Consider the following 14,940-nt stretch of genomic DNA (forward strand, 5'->3'; position numbering starts at 1 on the left):
ACACGCTGCCCACCGATAAACGTCGCTTGTGTGCACGACATTTATCGGGTTATTGGAGGCGCAGTGTGTGATGACAGATAAAGCTAGACAATAATGGCTGGCTCAGAAAGGTGGGGCCCTAACTTTCTGGTGGAATTTGATACCGAATGACGTGTGCTCTAAAGTAGGGTTAGTAAGACACCGGCTTGAGGCCGGTGTCAGGTGATAACTAGAACTGTACAATATTAGATTAGTGTTATTTTTCTGATAATAGGACTTGGTTGACTAGTTTGAGTAGTCTGGTAACGTTACTAATTCGATTATCTTCATCAATTTCTTCATTTAACCATTCCTTAGACTTCTCGAGATATTCAATTGCAACAGAGTCTCGGTATTTATTCCAAAACTGCAATGCATGGTCCGCATAAGACATTGCATGGAAAGCTTTTCTGATATCAGCAGTATGACATTGTTCTAGAGCATTCATACTTTCATCCAATGCTTTCCTCACATCGCTTGAGTTTGGTCTGTCTATATTTGCTCTAAATTTTATAATTGCGTATGAATTTTTTATAGACCAGTTTTTTTGACCGCTGGATGATATTGCATCATCGATAACTTTGAATGCTAGATCGTGCTCTCCTCTACGACTTAAGTAGAGTGCTTTTTGTTGTAAATTAAAAGGTGAGTTGTGCTTACGATAAATTGTGTCGTATATTTTCTCCCCGTCCTCATATATTGGAAATGCCCTTTCAAATAGTCTGGCGTCATATGCCTTTCTTTTAAAGGCGTCAAAGTTTGGTACACAAAAACGGGGGACGTTGTTATGGAAGTTGGTTAGCATCTTTGCTAAGTCTTTTGTTGGTGCGATACTTGATATGTGATCTGCCAGTAAGTTAGACCTAATCGCAAAGTAATCTTGATTATCATCTGAAAGCTCACCAACATATTCAGACAAACTACTACTTAGTATATTCACAAGGTCATAAATTTCATTGTATTGATTATAACCTCGATTGAAGTAACTATATAGTATATCCATAGATGTTACACTTCGGCATGTATGTAAATAGCATGCCAATAGAAATAACTGTACAAGATTGTCATCTTTATTCCTCAGTTCAGAGATTACATTGTTAAAGCGCTCTTTTATAGATGGGGTTCTACAACTTTTCTCAATAAGTTCAAATAGAGAGTCACCATCTTTTTTCTTGTATGCATATTTCTTTTTTAAATCTATAGGTATTCCATTTGTTATCGCTTGAGCATCTTGATCACTTAATGATGTTATATCAATAACATTGATTCCTTTTCTCAAGAAATTGGCGCGAGATGCTGAAAGGTAAGCATAATCCCTCTCAGCGATAACAAGTTGAATATTTTTCTTTTTTGCAAGAAAATCGAGAGCTTCTATTGATGTCGATAAATTGTCAAAAAATAACAAACTGGGGATGTCGGATAAGTTAGATGCGATGTATTTTGCTTTTTCTACGGACAAATTAGAAATGAAAAGCTTGACGCCATTGAAATCGTGAAATGCAGCCAATTGCATTAAAAGTGTCGTTTTACCTGTCGCAGGGCCTCCTGTTATAAGGATGTTTTTACCCTGATTGAGATATTCTTCTATTGTGTTGTAAAAAGCGAGTTTTGTTACTCTAGGTGAATAGATGTCACTCCAAGTGGGTGTTGCACCTTGGTAAAAATCTTGTATAGCACGGTGCTTTATCTCTGAGTGGCTTGGCACTGCGTACTCAGGTAGTGGGTTATTATATTTGATGTCTATTTTATCAGGGGCAGGATTTACGCCTCCTAAATAATCTAGAAATTCTTCTGTATCAGCAGTTATTATTTTTAGGTTGAGAGATCTATAATATTCTATGTCGTCATTTGATGTATGCACTGGATGTACAATGATCCATGCGTTTTTAATACTGCTGTCATTTATTGCATCATGGAAGACTTGGAGGGTACCTGCATCCTTTAATGAGTACCCCCAAAATAGTGTAGGATATCTATTCATGAGACTTCTGAAATAATTCCACCTATTGGGGTCATTATAAAACGCACTGGCTATATCAAGATCTCCGAAAATTAGAGGTGATTCATTGTTAGTCACACAACCATGTAGATGAATATAATCAACTGCGGTTTTATCATTAATACTCACGCCATTTAATTTCGCATCATTTACATATTTTTTCTTGCTGTCTGCAAAAATACATTCTAGTAAATTATCGACATTAGTAGTAAATATAAACTTAGGGTTAATCAATTCTAAGTTATTATATTTTTCGTTAAAACTTCCTATGTTGAATCTCTTTTTTATATAGCTTTCGAGTTCGTCTTTTTTAGATCTAGATAAGAAAGTACATAATTGAGGTAATTGTAATGCTTTTGGGGCACTAGGGAATAATTCTAGCAGCTCAATTCTGAATTCATCTCCTATAGGAAGATTTCGACCATGGTTATCTTGTGCTAGGACTGAAAAACCAGCACCGGTGAAGATATTGATGCCTTCTCTAAGGCTACGTTCAAAAGTACTTTGGCTTTCAACTTTCATCATCACCTCAATATATATAATAATATGAACATTTAAACTAATATGCTTTTTATATTGTATCGAATTGGATGTTTAAAAAACCATCTTGGTTTCCATAAATAAATCGGTGAAAGTTATATTTTCTAATCGATTAAATTTTCGCTTAAGAGAGGAATGTTTTTTAAAGCCCACGCTACCGCCCCTGGATTACAGCTTCCAATGCGCTCCATCAACAACCAGCGGACGGGGTCCGGATGGTTCTATAGACGCCGAATGACCAGCATATCCTCAAGCCTCATATGCAAACCAGTCAGAAAGTGACGCAACTATCAGGAAGATCTGCGTTTTTTGCGCCAGCTCAACAATTGAAGCGAAGGCGCCGGGTGGCCGGAGCGGGGGCAGGGAGGGGGTTGTCGGCAAGGAAGGGCATTTTGTTGTCACGGGGCGGGGGAACTATAGTGCAGCGAGGCGAGAGTGCCTCGTTTGGCCCGCGTGAGTGGGGGCTAACCACAATGGATAGAACGATGGGAGTTGGTCATATGAAGCGGATCCTGATGGTGTTGAGTCTGTGTGTGACGGTCATGGGCATGGGAATGGGGGTGGCCCAGGGCGCAACCTCTGGCGCGCAGCAAGAGTGCGAGGCCCAGGCGGCGGCGAAGAAGCTGGCGGGCGCCGCCAAGACCAGCTTCGTCGGCAAGTGCGTCAAGGATGCCTCGGCCAGCACCAAGGCGAGCCAGTGTGAGAAGGCGGCCGCCGACAAGAAGCTGGCGGGGGCTGCCAAGAACAGCTTTATCCAGAAGTGCGTGAAGACGGATGCAGCCGCCGACAAGACGGCTCAGTGCGAGAAGGCGGCCGCCGACAAGAAGCTCGCCGGGGCGGCCAAGAACAGCTTCGTGCAAAAGTGTGTCAAGACCACCTGAGCCCTGGGGCCAGGGGTGAGCGAGCACCTTGGGAAGGGGCTCGCCTAAGGGATAGAGAGGGGCCATGGGCCCCTCTCTTGTTGTGATGCCGGTCTGTGGTGCCCAAGCAAGATGGACGTTATCCCGGCGCCCTCGGCATGGGCGGTGCAAGGCCCCTTGGTGAGGGATAGCCGCGCCGATCCGCCTCTTTTTTGATTAAATATATATCCATTAAAAAAACAACTACTTACTGGTGTTTTGTTGGCTTTGTTTCAGGTTTTTTCAATTTTTGGGAAATCTTTTCTCCCCTGGGCCGGTTCTATTGGACGTAACCGGATGAGATGCGCCGGAGACACCACTCTAGACAACAAGGAATAGGGATATGAACGTGAAAAAGAGTACTGCCATCGCCTCTGCCATGACGGGTCTGCTGGCCCTGGGTGCCCAGTTCATCGCCGCGCCAGTCATGGCGGCGGACGACAAGGAGAAGTGCTACGGCGTGGTCAAGGCGGGCAAGAACGATTGCGCCACCAAGGGCGGCTCCTGCGCCGGTACCGCCAAGATGGATGCCCAGGGCGATGCCTTCGTGGTGATGCCCAAGGGCCTGTGCGAGAAACTGGCGGGCGGGTCGCTGCAACCCAAGTAAGCCCAGTGCCATGGTGTGGCGCCCGCCACATCATGGCCCCTTCTTTTGAGAGAGCCCTGCCATGAACCCCTTGATCGGTATAGGTTTACGCCCCCCCCACTACGACGAGATCCGCCAGACCCTGCCCGGGGTAGGCTGGCTCGAGGTGCACAGCGAAAACTACTTCGAGCGTCACAGTAAAGGCTTTGAGGTGCTGGCCGAGCTGGCTGGGCACTACCCAATCAGCCTGCACGGGGTCGGCATGTCGCTGGGCTCCGCCGACTCGCTCGACCCTGCGCACCTGCGCCAGTTGGCGGCCCTGGTGGCGACCATAGCGCCGGTGCGGGTCTCGGAGCACCTGAGTTGGGGCAGCATAGACGGGCGCTATTTCAACGATCTGCTGCCCATGCCCTACACCCGAGAAGCCCTCTCGCACATGAGCGACAAGGTAGACAGGGTGCAGCAGGCCCTGGGCCGGCAACTGCTCATCGAAAACCCCTCTTCCTATCTGCAACTGCCCGGGGAGATGGGCGAAGCGGCGTTTCTGGCCGAGCTGGCGCGGCGCAGCGGCTGCGGCATCTTGCTCGATCTCAACAACCTCCATGTCAGCAGCGTCAATCACGGCTTGGATTGCGCCGACTACCTGGCCGCCATCGATCTGGAGACGGTCGGGGAGATCCACCTGGCCGGTTTTACCGACAAGGCGTTGCCCCAGGGGCACCTCTATATCGACACCCACAGCACCCCGGTGGCGCCCCCTGTGTGGGCGCTCTATCGGCAGCTGTGCCAGCAGCGCGCCATCCCCACCCTGATCGAGTGGGATCTGGAGATACCCCCGCTGCCTGTGCTGCTGGGGGAGGCGCAACTTGCCAGCGAGATCCTGAGCGCGGCGCAGCGAACATCCGAGGAGCCCGCCCATGTCTGAGCTTGCTTCCCTTCAGAACGCCTTTGCCAGCGGTCTGCTCGGCCAGGATGACGCCATACTGGCGCAGATCCAGCCTGGGCGCTTTGCCCCCGACGCCGTGCTGCAGATCTATCGCAACAACGTCATCCTCGGCCTCACCGAGGTGCTCGCCAGCAGCTATCCCGCCGTCGCGGCCATGGTGGGGGAGGCGTTCTTCGCCGCCGCGGCCCGGGGATTCGTGTTGGCCGAGCCCCTGGAGGAGGGGAGCGTCATGCACTATGGGGAAGGCTTTGGCGACTGGCTCACCCGCCTGCCGACCACCCAAGCCCTGCCCTGGCTCGGGGAGCTGGCCCGCTTCGAGTGGCTGCTGGAGCGTGCCTCCCTGCTGGCGCCCGAGTCCAGGCGCTGGCCTGCCGAGCGGCTCGCCGCCCTTGCCCCTGCCCAGTGGGATCGGCTGGTGCTGCACCCCGCCTGCGATCTGCTGCTCCTCGAGAGCCGTCATCCTGTGCTGGCGCTCTGGCAGATGGCCCTGCACGGCGGGGAGACGGTCAGCGAGCTGGATGCCCCCTGCTGGCTGGCCCTTAAAAAACGCCCCGGCCACAGGGTCGAACCCATCCCTCTGGATGCAACCCCCTGGCGCCTGCTGCAGGGCTGCCAGCAGGGCAGGTCGCTGGCCAGCCTGCTGGCACAGGATCCGGCCATGGCCGAGCACCTTGCCCCCCTCATCACCCTCGATCTGCTGGTCGATCTGGAGCTTGCCCCATGACAACACAGACTCTCTCCAAGCCGCTTGGCCTCTTTGCCGAGCGTATCCTGCCCTGGTGCAGCGGCGCCCTGCTGCTGCTGGCCAGACTCTGGGTCGCCGCCGTCTTCCTGCGATCCGGCTGGCTCAAGTTCACGGCCTGGGACTCCACCCTCTACCTGTTCGAGTTCGAGTACCAGGTGCCCCTGCTGCCCTGGCAGTGGGCGGCCTACGTGGGCACCGCGACCGAGCTGCTGCTGCCGCTCTTCCTGCTGGCGGGACTCTTCACCCGCCCGGTCGCCTTGCTGCTGTTTGGCTTCAACGCCATGGCGGTCATCTCCTATCCCACCCTGTGGGCGGGGGGCTTTCACGATCACCAGCTGTGGGGCTGGATGCTGCTGACCCTGGCGGTGTGGGGCGCAGGCCCCCTGTCATTGGATCACTGGCACCTTGCCAGGGGACGCAGCGGCCATTAACGTGGCTGTCAGATGAAGGGGCCTGCGGGCTCCTTCTTGTCATGCTACCCGAGGAGAAAAAGATGATGGTTCGCGAGGCCCTGGCCGCCGATATTCCCGCCCTGGTGCGCCTTCGCATGGCGCTGTTTGGTGAACTGGGGGAGCTCGATGACCCGCAGGCGAGCGATGCGCTGTGGCAGGCGACCCAATCCTATTTCAGCACGGCACAGGCGGATGGCAGCGCCCGCTCCTGGCTGGTGGAGGTCGAGGGAGAAGCGGTGGCGTGCGGTACCCTGGCTCTCTTCGTGCGGCCACCCTATCCGGGCAACCTGGCGGGGCGCGAGGCCTATCTGCTCAACATGTATACCTTGCCAGCCTGGCGCAAGCGGGGCATGGCGAGCGCCCTGCTCGATGCCATGGCGGCCCATGCCCGGGAACAGCGACTGGGCAAGCTGTGGCTGCACGCCAGCGAGCAGGGGCGTCCGCTCTACGAGCGACTCGGTTTTGTTTCCAATCCGGCCTGCCTGGAGTGGTGTCCCGCCCCCTGAACTAGCCGCAGTGATCCTCGGCAGATGCTGTTACGTACTGGCAACCCTTGGCGGCCTAGTCGCTTTTCTATACACTGCGCGCCCCCCATGCCCCAAGGTCATCTGACCACTCATATTGGGACTTGCGGGGCCGATACAGTCAGTGGGGGAGGCTGTGGTGCCGATCCGGATCGTCAACGAGGTAGGAGTCTTATGTTCAATCACAAACTCAAGGCGCAGTTGCAGGCCTGTCAGGCCCGGCTCGATGAAGAGCAGGGCTTCGCCCAGGGGATCAAGGGCGGTGCCGCGACCATCATCTTCAGCCCGGACGGGGAGATCCTGGAGGTCAGCGACCCCTTCCTGAGCCTGATGGGATATGGCGCGAACGAGCTGCTTGGGCGTCACCATCGCCTGCTCTGCCCCGAGAGCTGGACCGGCTCCACCGACTATCAGCAGTTCTGGAGCCGCCTGCGGCAGGGGCAGCCCCAGTCTGGCACCTTCGAGCGCGTTAATCAGAAGGGCGAGACCCGCTGGCTGGAGGCGAGCTATGTCCCGGTGAAGAGCCAGGGCAGGGTGACCCGGGTGGTGACGCTGGCCAGCGACGTGACGGCCCGGCATCAGCGGCTACAACACCTGGAGGCGCTCTCCCAGGCGCTGGACCGCTCCCGGGCCATGATAGAATTCACCCCGAGCGGCGAGATCATCAGCGCCAACGCCAACTTCCTCGACGCCATGGGTTATCGCCTGAACGAGATTGCGGGCAAGCATCACAGGATCTTCTGCGACGAGGCCTTCCTGCGCGAGCAGCCCAAATTCTGGGAGGAGCTGGCCCGTGGCCAGTTCAAGTCCGGCCTCTTCATGCGCCACAACAGCCGGGGGGAGGCCGTCTGGCTGGAGGCCACCTACAACCCTATCCGTGACCAGAACGGCAAGGTGGTGAAGGTCGTCAAGTTCGCCAGCGACATCACGGCCCGCATCGAGCAGAACCACGCCACCCGGGAAGCGGCCCGCCTCGCCCACAGCACGGCGCAGGAGACCTTGAGCAGCGCCGAGGCCGGGGCCGAGCGGCTGCGTGCCGTGGTCGATACCTCTTCCCTCATCGCCACCCAGGTGGATCAGGCCATCGCCCTCATCGGTCAGCTCAACGAGCAGTCCAGGAGCATAGAGGCCATCGTCTCGACCATCAGCGGCATCGCCGATCAGACCAACCTGCTGGCCCTCAATGCGGCCATAGAGGCGGCGCGGGCGGGGGAGCAGGGACGGGGCTTCGCCGTGGTGGCCGACGAGGTACGCCAGCTGGCGGCCCGCACCTCTCTTTCCACCGCCGAGATTGCCAAGGTGGTGCAGAAGAACCGCGAGCTGACCGCCAGGGTGACCGACGACATGGCCGGGGTGGCGGGCAGCGCCGAACTCGGCAAACAGCAGATAGCCGAGGTGGACAAGCTGATGAGCGACATCCACCAGGAGGCGAGCCGGGTCTCGCAGACGGTCTCGGCACTCTCCATCTGAACCCCCTTCTCTGGCGACACTCTCTGTCAGGATCGCCAAAAGAGTGAGCGAACGAGCCCCCAAGCTGAACCCTGGCTGTATGACCCCGGCCTTGTGAATTGTGGCGATCCGCCGCCTTGTTTAGGCTGCCGCCTCATTTTTCATTGAGCGGGTAGAAAACAATGGCAGTACGACACAAAGGCAGGGCACTGGCCCTGCTGCTGGGGACGGTGGCGAGCATGGGGCTCAGCGGTTGCATGGGGCAGATGGGGCTCTCCTCCATGGTGACCAAGGGCAACCTCAGCGTGGTGGACAATCGCTACGGCCGTGCCGGTGTCTTCGTGCTGCTCTCCCCCGTCTATGGCCTGGCGGCGACGGCGGATCTGTTCGTGTTCAACACCATCGAATTCTGGTCGGGCAAGAACCCCATCACCGGCAAGTCGCCGGCCCTGGTGGATCACAAGGCCGATGCGGTGATCAAGGTCAACCAGCATCTGGATCCGGCCCTCAACAAGGTGCCGCTCGCCATGCTGCCGCAAGGGGTGCGCGAGGTGAAGGTGAGCTACCCGGACGAGCGCACGGCCCAGATGGAGATCCACTACATCGACGGTCATCGCGACATGATGCGCGGGGAGATGCGCGGCGAGCTGCTGGACATCTACCTGGATGACAAGCTGGTCTCGACCCTGACCCGCAAGCAGCTGGACGAGAAGGCAAACGCGGGCAAGGTGGCGGTTTAACCTCTTCAGAAAGCTGATCTTTTTTTCTCTGAAAAGGGTATAAACAAGCGGCTGGCAAGATCGCCATTATGTCTAAGGGAGTAGGCTATGACGGTGACCGGATTGCGGTTGGCTGAATTGATTGGTTCCCTCAGCCATGCCCTGGACATGACTGAGGGTCAACCACGGGGGCACTGCATCCGCTGTTGCTGGATAGGTGCCCGCCTGGGGGAGCGGCTGGGACTGGATGCCCGGCAGCGCCATGACCTCTATTACACCCTTCTGCTTAAAGATCTGGGGTGCAGCAGCAATGCCGCCCGCATCTGCGAGCTCTATCTCACCGACGATCTTCACTTCAAGCGCGACTTCAAGCTGGTGGATGGCTCCCTCTCCGAGGTGGTCAACTTCGTGCTGGGTCACACCGGCTTGCAGGCGGATCTGCTCGGTCGTTTTCGCAGCCTGTTCCACATCTTTCGCAACGGCGATCAGATAGCCAACGAGCTGATCCAGACCCGCTGTCACCGGGGGGCGGACATCGCTCGCCAATTGCGCTTCAGTGACGAGGTGGCCAACGGCATCCTCTCCCTCGATGAACACTGGAATGGCAAGGGGCGACCGCTGCAACTGGCGGGGGAGGCTATCCCCCTCTTCTCCCGCATCGCCCTGCTCTGTCAGGTGGTGGATGTGTTCCATGCCGCCGCAGGTCCGGATGCGGCGCAGAGGGAGCTTCGCGAGCGCAGCGGCAGCTGGTTTGATCCCGCCCTGGTCGGCGAGTTTGAAGCGCTGGCGGACGAGGATTTCTGGCAGGGGCTGGTGGACCCCAGGCTGACCGAGTGGGTCTTCGACCACTCGGCCGGGCAGGGGGAGGTGGCGCTCGATGAGGATTATCTGGACGAGATAGCTGCGGCCTTCGGCCAGGTGGTGGACTCCAAGAGCCCCTATACCGCCGGCCACAGCGGCAGGGTGGCGCTCTATACTGACATTCTTGCCGCCCAGATGGGGCTGTCTGAATCGAGACGACGCTGGCTCAAGCGGGGTGCCCTGCTCCACGACGTGGGCAAGCTCGGGGTGAGCAACGCCATCCTCGACAAGCCGGGCAAGCTAGATGCGCAGGAGTGGGCCGCGGTGCAGATGCATGCCGCCTATACCGAGGAGATCCTGGGCCGCATAGGGGCGTTCAGGGAGCTGGCCCAGGTGGCCGGGGCCCATCATGAACGGCTCGATGGCAAGGGCTATCCAAGGGGGCTAAGCGGCGCAGAGATTGCTCTCGAGACACGCATCATCACCACCGCCGACATCTTCGACGCCATCACCGCCAAGCGCCCCTATCGCGACGCCATCCCCGTGCCCCAGGCGCTGGAGATGATGGCCGAGCATCTGGGCAGCGCCATCGATCCCGACTGTTTCGCCGCCCTTCAGGCGGGGATCCGGGACTTCTCCCTCTACCTCAGCCCCGAGCAGCCCCTGGCGCAGGCCGGTTAAGGCCGCTGGCGTCGTCATGGCCCGGGTAGCCGGAGACCAAAGACAGGAACGCCCCGCATTGCGGGGCGTTTTGTTAGCCCGGCTTGTTGCCCTGGCTGCGGGGCGGGTTCATCACCAGCCCCAGCAGGCGGTGGAGGTGGGCAATCTGCTCGGTGAGCTGCAGGTTGAGCCAGAGGTAGCCGCTGATGGTGGCCTCGTCATCGGCCCCCGGACGCACCTCGGCCTGCACCTCGGCGGCCGCCGCCTGCAATCTGGCGATGGCCTGCTCGGCGGCGCTGCTGTCGCCGCTCTTGAGCATGAGGGCGAGCTGGATGATCACCGCCTCGGTGGCCTGCTGGCAGGCGCGCAACCCGGGGTGGCTCTGCATCAGGAAGTGGCTCTGGCGATCGCGCCAGTAGGTGTTGGCCAGCATCTCCAGGGTGCAGAAGGTGTTGCGCATCGTGGTCTGGACGGCCTCGAACAGGGCGCTGTTGAGGCGGGTCTCCTTGACGGCGGGCGCCAGCAGGGGGCGCAGGCTGACTATCTTGGTGAGCAGGCGGGCGTGGCTTTGGGCCAGCCTGGGGCGCTCCAGGATATTGGGGGAGAGGTGGGTGTGATAGAGACGCCCGGCCTGCTGCAGGCTGTCGTGCATCTGCAGCCGCCAGTGGGTGTAGGCCCGCTGGGGGTAGATGCTGCAAAACAGCAGGGCCAGCATGGAACCCAGGATCACGTCGCCGCTGCGCCAGAGCGCCGTCTCTATGTCTCCCGGCACCCCGCCGACTATGACCCCCAGGGTGATGCCGATGAGCAGCCCCACATAGGGGCGCTTGCCGAGCGCCAGGTAGCCGCACAGGAACATGATGGCGCAGCACCAGACCAGCATCAGCGGCAGGGAGTAGAGCTCCAGATAGAGGGCCACCACCCCGCAGGCGGCGCCGAAGATGGTGCCGACCACCCGTTGCAGCGCCCGGGAGAGCACATTGCCCCAGAACGAGATGGGGCCCATCACCACCACTAGCGTGATGAGGGGCCAGGTGCTCTCCGGCAGCTTGAGCTCCCGGGTCAGCAGGAAGGTGAGGGTGAAGGCCAGGGCGATGCGCAGGCCGTGGACCAGGCGGTAGCGACCATAGATCAGCAGATCGAAGCGGGAGAGCGGCGTGTTCAGGCGCAAGGGAGTCGTCTCATGTCAGGTTGATCTTCTCGTGTTGCCGTGCCAGCCGACGCTCCCCATCAGGGCAAGAGGCGGATCCGGACCCGCTCACCTGGGATGATGGCCGATCGGGCAGGGCATTCGATCACGCAGTTGGCCAAGGGCAGGGCAGAGGGCATGAAAGCACTTGCCGGGCGCACCTGCAAGCAGCCGCTGGCATCCTGGCTGAGGTGGCCGGGCAGGCAAGCCTCCCCCGCCGGATTGGGCATGGCCTCCAGGGCCAGGGCGAACAGGCGCAGCGGCGGCGATAAAGGGGGCTGGTTGCTTGCATCCCGGGGCAGCCGGGCGCAGATGAAGTCGGCGATGGCGTCCAGGGCCTCGAAACGAAACTGGGGCAGGGTCGTTGCCTCGGGCTCATCGCTGATGAGCGCCACTATGTCCGGGTCGCCTTGGAACAGCAGGGGCCTTCCGAGGGCGCGGCGATGGAGCTCTATCTTGGGAAAATGGTGATGCTTGAACCCCTCGACCAGCAGCAGATCGAGCCGCTCCCAGTCGAAGCGGGCCAGCAGCGCCTCCAGGGAGGGCTCTTGCTCCGGGGTTTCGCAGATCAGGGCGTGGCGCAGGGAGGAGGCCGCCATCACCTGGCGGGCACCGGCCTGGCGCAGGCGATGGCTGTCCTTGCCCGGCTTGTCCATGTCGAAGTGGTGATGGGTATGCTTGAGCACCCCGAGCCGCAGGCCGCGCTGGCCGAGCAGGGGGATGAGGCGCTCCAGCAGGGTGGTCTTGCCGGTGCCGCTCCAGGCGACGAAGCCGAGCAGGGATCCTGGGGCGCTCATGGTCGCAGGCCCCCCGCCAGCGGCTCCGGATGTGACAGGCTCGCCTCGTAGGCGGCGAGCTCGGCCGGGCTGTTGAGATTGACGAAGGCATCAGGCGCATCGGCAAAGGGCACCACCGTCATCCGGTGGCGGGCAAACCAGGCCCCCGTCTTGCGCTCTCCCTCTGCCAGAGCCAGTTGCAGGGAGGGCAGCAGGGCGCGATGGAGCAGGGCGACCACGGGTTGCAGGTGCTGGCCGTCGTGGGCCACCAGCAGCTCGCTCTGCGGCGTCATGGCGGCGCGAAAGCGGGCCATCAGATCCCGTGGCAGGGCGGGGCCGTCACAGGGCACGAACAGCACCCAGTCGTGGCGGGCGGCGGCAAGGCCAGCCTGCATGCCCGCCAGCGGCCCCTGAAAGTCGGCCTGCGTGTCGCCGATGACGGGGGCCAGCGCCCGGTAGCGCTCCTCGCTGCGGTTGGCGTTGATCAGCACCTCGTCCACCTGGGGGCGCAGGCGCTCGAGCACGTGGACTATCAGGGGCTTGCCCGCCAGGGGCACCCAGCCCTTGTCGTCGCCCCCCATGCGGGTGGCACGGCCACCGGCCAGGATCACGGCGGTGACGGGGAAGGGGAGATCGCTGCGGCTCATGGGGCTCCAGGGGTCTGTGAGGTGACATGCCGCCTGTTCAGCCTCTGCTCTAGCAAGGGCGCTGGCGGCATCGAATGTCTGCCGATCTTGCGCCAAGCGCCCCGCCGGGGCAAGCCCGGCGGCCATGAGCCCGGCAGGAGAGGGGGCTTTGGCCGCAGGGTATGCCCAAGCTCACAAAACCGAATCCCCAAACGTCATATGATCCCCTGCAATCTGAGTCTTGCTCTCCTGCCTAATGGCAACTTCATGTAAATCAAAGAGAATGACTATGGCTACCGGACAATATCTGCTGTGGAAAGACGCACAGGGAGAGGACTTTCGCCCCGTTGCACTGACAGGCACCGATCTGCTCAACGATCGCAATCTCAACAAGGGCACCGCCTTCACCGAACAGGAGCGGGCCGACTTCGAGCTCGACGGCCTCTTGCCGCCCCAGGTGCAGACCTTCGAAGCCCAGCTGGAGCGGGTCTATCAGGGTTTCTTGAGCGCCTGCAGCGACATCGAGAAGTACCAGAACCTGCGGGCCCTGCAGGATCGCAACGAGACCCTGTTCTACGCCCTGCTGTCGCGCCACGTGGAGGAGATGACCCCCTACATCTATACCCCGACCGTGGGCAAGGCCTGTCAGGAGTTCAGCCACCGCTTCCAGAAGCCGCGCGGTCTCTACATAACCCCGAAGAACGTCGATGACATGGGCTCCCTCGCCCGCCACATGGACGCCAAGGCGGTGCGCATCATCGTCGTCACCGACAGCCAGGGGATCCTCGGCATCGGGGATCAGGGGGTGGGGGGCATGGGTATCCCCATCGGCAAGCTCTCCCTCTATACCCTGGGGGCCGGCATCCACCCCGCCTGTTGTCTGCCCATAGCGCTGGACGTGGGCACCGACAACCAGGCGCTGCTGGACGATCCCATGTACCTGGGTCAGCCCCACAAGCGTATTCGCGGCAAGGAGTATGACGACTTCATCGACAAGTTCGTGGCCGGGGTCAAACGCCACTTCCCCAACGCCGTCTTGCAGTGGGAGGACTTCAGCAAGTCCAACGCCTTCAACAACCTCTCCCGCTACCAGCAGACGCTGCCTTCGTTCAACGACGACATCCAGGGCACCGGGGCCGTGGTGCTGGCGGGCATCATAGGGGCGGTCAAGTCCAAGGGCGAGACCCTGGGCCAGCAGCACTACCTGGTCTATGGGGCCGGGGCTGGCGGGGTCGGGGTGGCGGATCAGATCTGCGCGGGGATGATCCGCGAAGGGCTGGACCCGCAGGCGGCGCGGGATCGCATCTACATCCTGGATACCCAGGGGCTGGTGTGCGACAACCGCGAGGGGCTGGATGAATACAAGCGCCGCTACGCCAAGCCGGGCCTGCTGCTGGCCCAGTGGGATCTGCAGGGCAAGGCGGGGCTGACCGAGGTGCTGCGCCACGTGCCCATCAGCGTGCTGCTCGGCACCAGCGGCGCCGGTGGCGCCTTCCAGGAGGAGCACATCCAGCTGATGCTGGCCCACTGCGAGCACCCCATGGTGTTCCCCCTCTCCAACCCCACCGCCAACTGCGAGGCGCTGCCGGAGGACATCTTCCGCTGGAGCCAGGGCCGCGCCATAGTCGCGACCGGCAGCCCGTTCAAGGATGTGCACCATGAGGGCCAGACGTTCCGGATCGGGCAGGGCAACAACGTCTTCATCTTCCCGGGGGTGGGGCTGGCCGCCATTGTCAGCCAGATCCGCGAGATAAGTCCGGAGATCTTCACCACCGCCGCCTTCGCGCTGGCGGAGTGCGTGGATGAGGCGGATCTGGCCCGGGGCACCGTCTACCCGCGGATCAGCGAGCTGCGCAGCATCTCGGTGCACGTGGCGACCGCCGTGCTCAAGGACATAGTGCGCCGGGATCCCTCCCACCCGCTGATCGGCCAGGATCTGCAGCAGCACATCCTGAGCCACATGTGGGAGCCTGTATATCTGCCCTACCGCAGGGTCTGAGGAGCGCGCCGG

The 14,940-nt window shown here is 59.6% G+C and carries 14 protein-coding genes; 10 read left to right on the forward strand and 4 right to left on the reverse strand.

Translation table 11 applies throughout. The annotated features are described in order from the left end of the window. Positions 1 to 235: 235 nt before the first annotated feature. Positions 236 to 2,539 carry an SIR2 family protein gene (locus tag WIR04_RS06365; protein WP_338891320.1) on the reverse strand — a complete coding sequence of 768 codons (2,304 nt, stop codon included), beginning with the start codon at positions 2,537 to 2,539 and terminating at the stop codon, positions 236 to 238. Between the two features lie 560 nt (positions 2,540 to 3,099). Between WIR04_RS06365 and WIR04_RS06370 the strand changes: the two genes are divergently transcribed. The 9 genes from WIR04_RS06370 (at position 3,100) to WIR04_RS06410 (ending at position 10,359) form a co-directional block, all read left to right on the forward strand. Next, entirely contained in the window at positions 3,100 to 3,438 is a 339-nt protein-coding gene (locus tag WIR04_RS06370) for a hypothetical protein (protein ID WP_420883457.1), read from the forward strand. Positions 3,439 to 3,799: 361 nt separating this feature from the next. After that, the gene (locus WIR04_RS06375; protein WP_025327732.1) at positions 3,800 to 4,063 is read left to right on the forward strand and encodes a DUF2282 domain-containing protein; all 264 of its coding nucleotides are present in this window, start codon (positions 3,800 to 3,802) and stop codon (positions 4,061 to 4,063) included. Positions 4,064 to 4,124: 61 nt separating this feature from the next. Beyond that, the gene (locus tag WIR04_RS06380) at positions 4,125 to 4,967 is read left to right on the forward strand and encodes a DUF692 domain-containing protein (RefSeq protein WP_338891322.1); all 843 of its coding nucleotides are present in this window, start codon (positions 4,125 to 4,127) and stop codon (positions 4,965 to 4,967) included. Then, on the forward strand, positions 4,960 to 5,712 hold the full coding sequence (locus WIR04_RS06385; RefSeq protein ID WP_338891324.1) for a DNA-binding domain-containing protein: 753 nt from the start codon (positions 4,960 to 4,962) through the stop codon (positions 5,710 to 5,712). Before WIR04_RS06380 ends, WIR04_RS06385 begins: the two co-directional genes overlap by 8 nt. Then, positions 5,709 to 6,164 (forward strand): DoxX family protein, encoded by a 456-nt coding sequence (locus WIR04_RS06390; protein ID WP_338891326.1) that lies wholly within the window; start codon positions 5,709 to 5,711, stop codon positions 6,162 to 6,164. The genes WIR04_RS06385 and WIR04_RS06390 overlap by 4 nt, the downstream gene beginning before the upstream one ends. A 62-nt stretch (positions 6,165 to 6,226) precedes the next feature. Beyond that, positions 6,227 to 6,691 (forward strand): GNAT family N-acetyltransferase, encoded by a 465-nt coding sequence (locus WIR04_RS06395; protein WP_338891328.1) that lies wholly within the window; start codon positions 6,227 to 6,229, stop codon positions 6,689 to 6,691. Between the two features lie 192 nt (positions 6,692 to 6,883). Further along, positions 6,884 to 8,179: a PAS domain-containing methyl-accepting chemotaxis protein gene (locus WIR04_RS06400; RefSeq protein WP_338891330.1), complete on the forward strand. Its 1,296-nt coding sequence runs from the start codon at positions 6,884 to 6,886 to the stop codon at positions 8,177 to 8,179. A gap of 161 nt (positions 8,180 to 8,340) precedes the next feature. Next, on the forward strand, positions 8,341 to 8,898 hold the full coding sequence (locus tag WIR04_RS06405; protein ID WP_111910250.1) for a DUF3332 domain-containing protein: 558 nt from the start codon (positions 8,341 to 8,343) through the stop codon (positions 8,896 to 8,898). An 87-nt stretch (positions 8,899 to 8,985) separates the two neighbouring features. Continuing rightward, positions 8,986 to 10,359: an HD-GYP domain-containing protein gene (locus tag WIR04_RS06410; protein WP_338891335.1), complete on the forward strand. Its 1,374-nt coding sequence runs from the start codon at positions 8,986 to 8,988 to the stop codon at positions 10,357 to 10,359. 73 nt (positions 10,360 to 10,432) lie between these two features. On the opposite strand, the gene WIR04_RS06415 is transcribed toward WIR04_RS06410, so the two are convergent. Genes WIR04_RS06415 through mobA form a run of 3 tightly spaced genes read right to left on the reverse strand, consistent with a single transcriptional unit; the run spans position 10,433 to position 12,950 of the window. Continuing rightward, positions 10,433 to 11,509 carry an FUSC family protein gene (locus tag WIR04_RS06415; RefSeq protein ID WP_338891337.1) on the reverse strand — a complete coding sequence of 359 codons (1,077 nt, stop codon included), beginning with the start codon at positions 11,507 to 11,509 and terminating at the stop codon, positions 10,433 to 10,435. A gap of 59 nt (positions 11,510 to 11,568) precedes the next feature. Next, complete coding sequence (gene mobB, locus WIR04_RS20935; RefSeq protein WP_420883446.1) at positions 11,569 to 12,324, reverse strand: molybdopterin-guanine dinucleotide biosynthesis protein B; 756 nt, start codon at positions 12,322 to 12,324, stop codon at positions 11,569 to 11,571. Continuing rightward, positions 12,321 to 12,950, reverse strand: coding sequence for a molybdenum cofactor guanylyltransferase MobA (mobA, locus tag WIR04_RS06425; protein WP_338891339.1), 630 nt, complete (start codon positions 12,948 to 12,950; stop codon positions 12,321 to 12,323). The genes mobB and mobA overlap by 4 nt, the downstream gene beginning before the upstream one ends. A 268-nt stretch (positions 12,951 to 13,218) precedes the next feature. Between mobA and WIR04_RS06430 the strand changes: the two genes are divergently transcribed. Next, positions 13,219 to 14,928, forward strand: a complete 1,710-nt coding sequence (locus tag WIR04_RS06430) for an NAD-dependent malic enzyme (RefSeq protein ID WP_338891341.1) — start codon at positions 13,219 to 13,221, stop codon at positions 14,926 to 14,928. Positions 14,929 to 14,940 lie beyond the last annotated feature (12 nt).

The organism is Aeromonas rivipollensis (genome assembly GCF_037811135.1).
Taxonomy (GTDB): Bacteria; Pseudomonadota; Gammaproteobacteria; order Enterobacterales; family Aeromonadaceae; genus Aeromonas; species Aeromonas rivipollensis.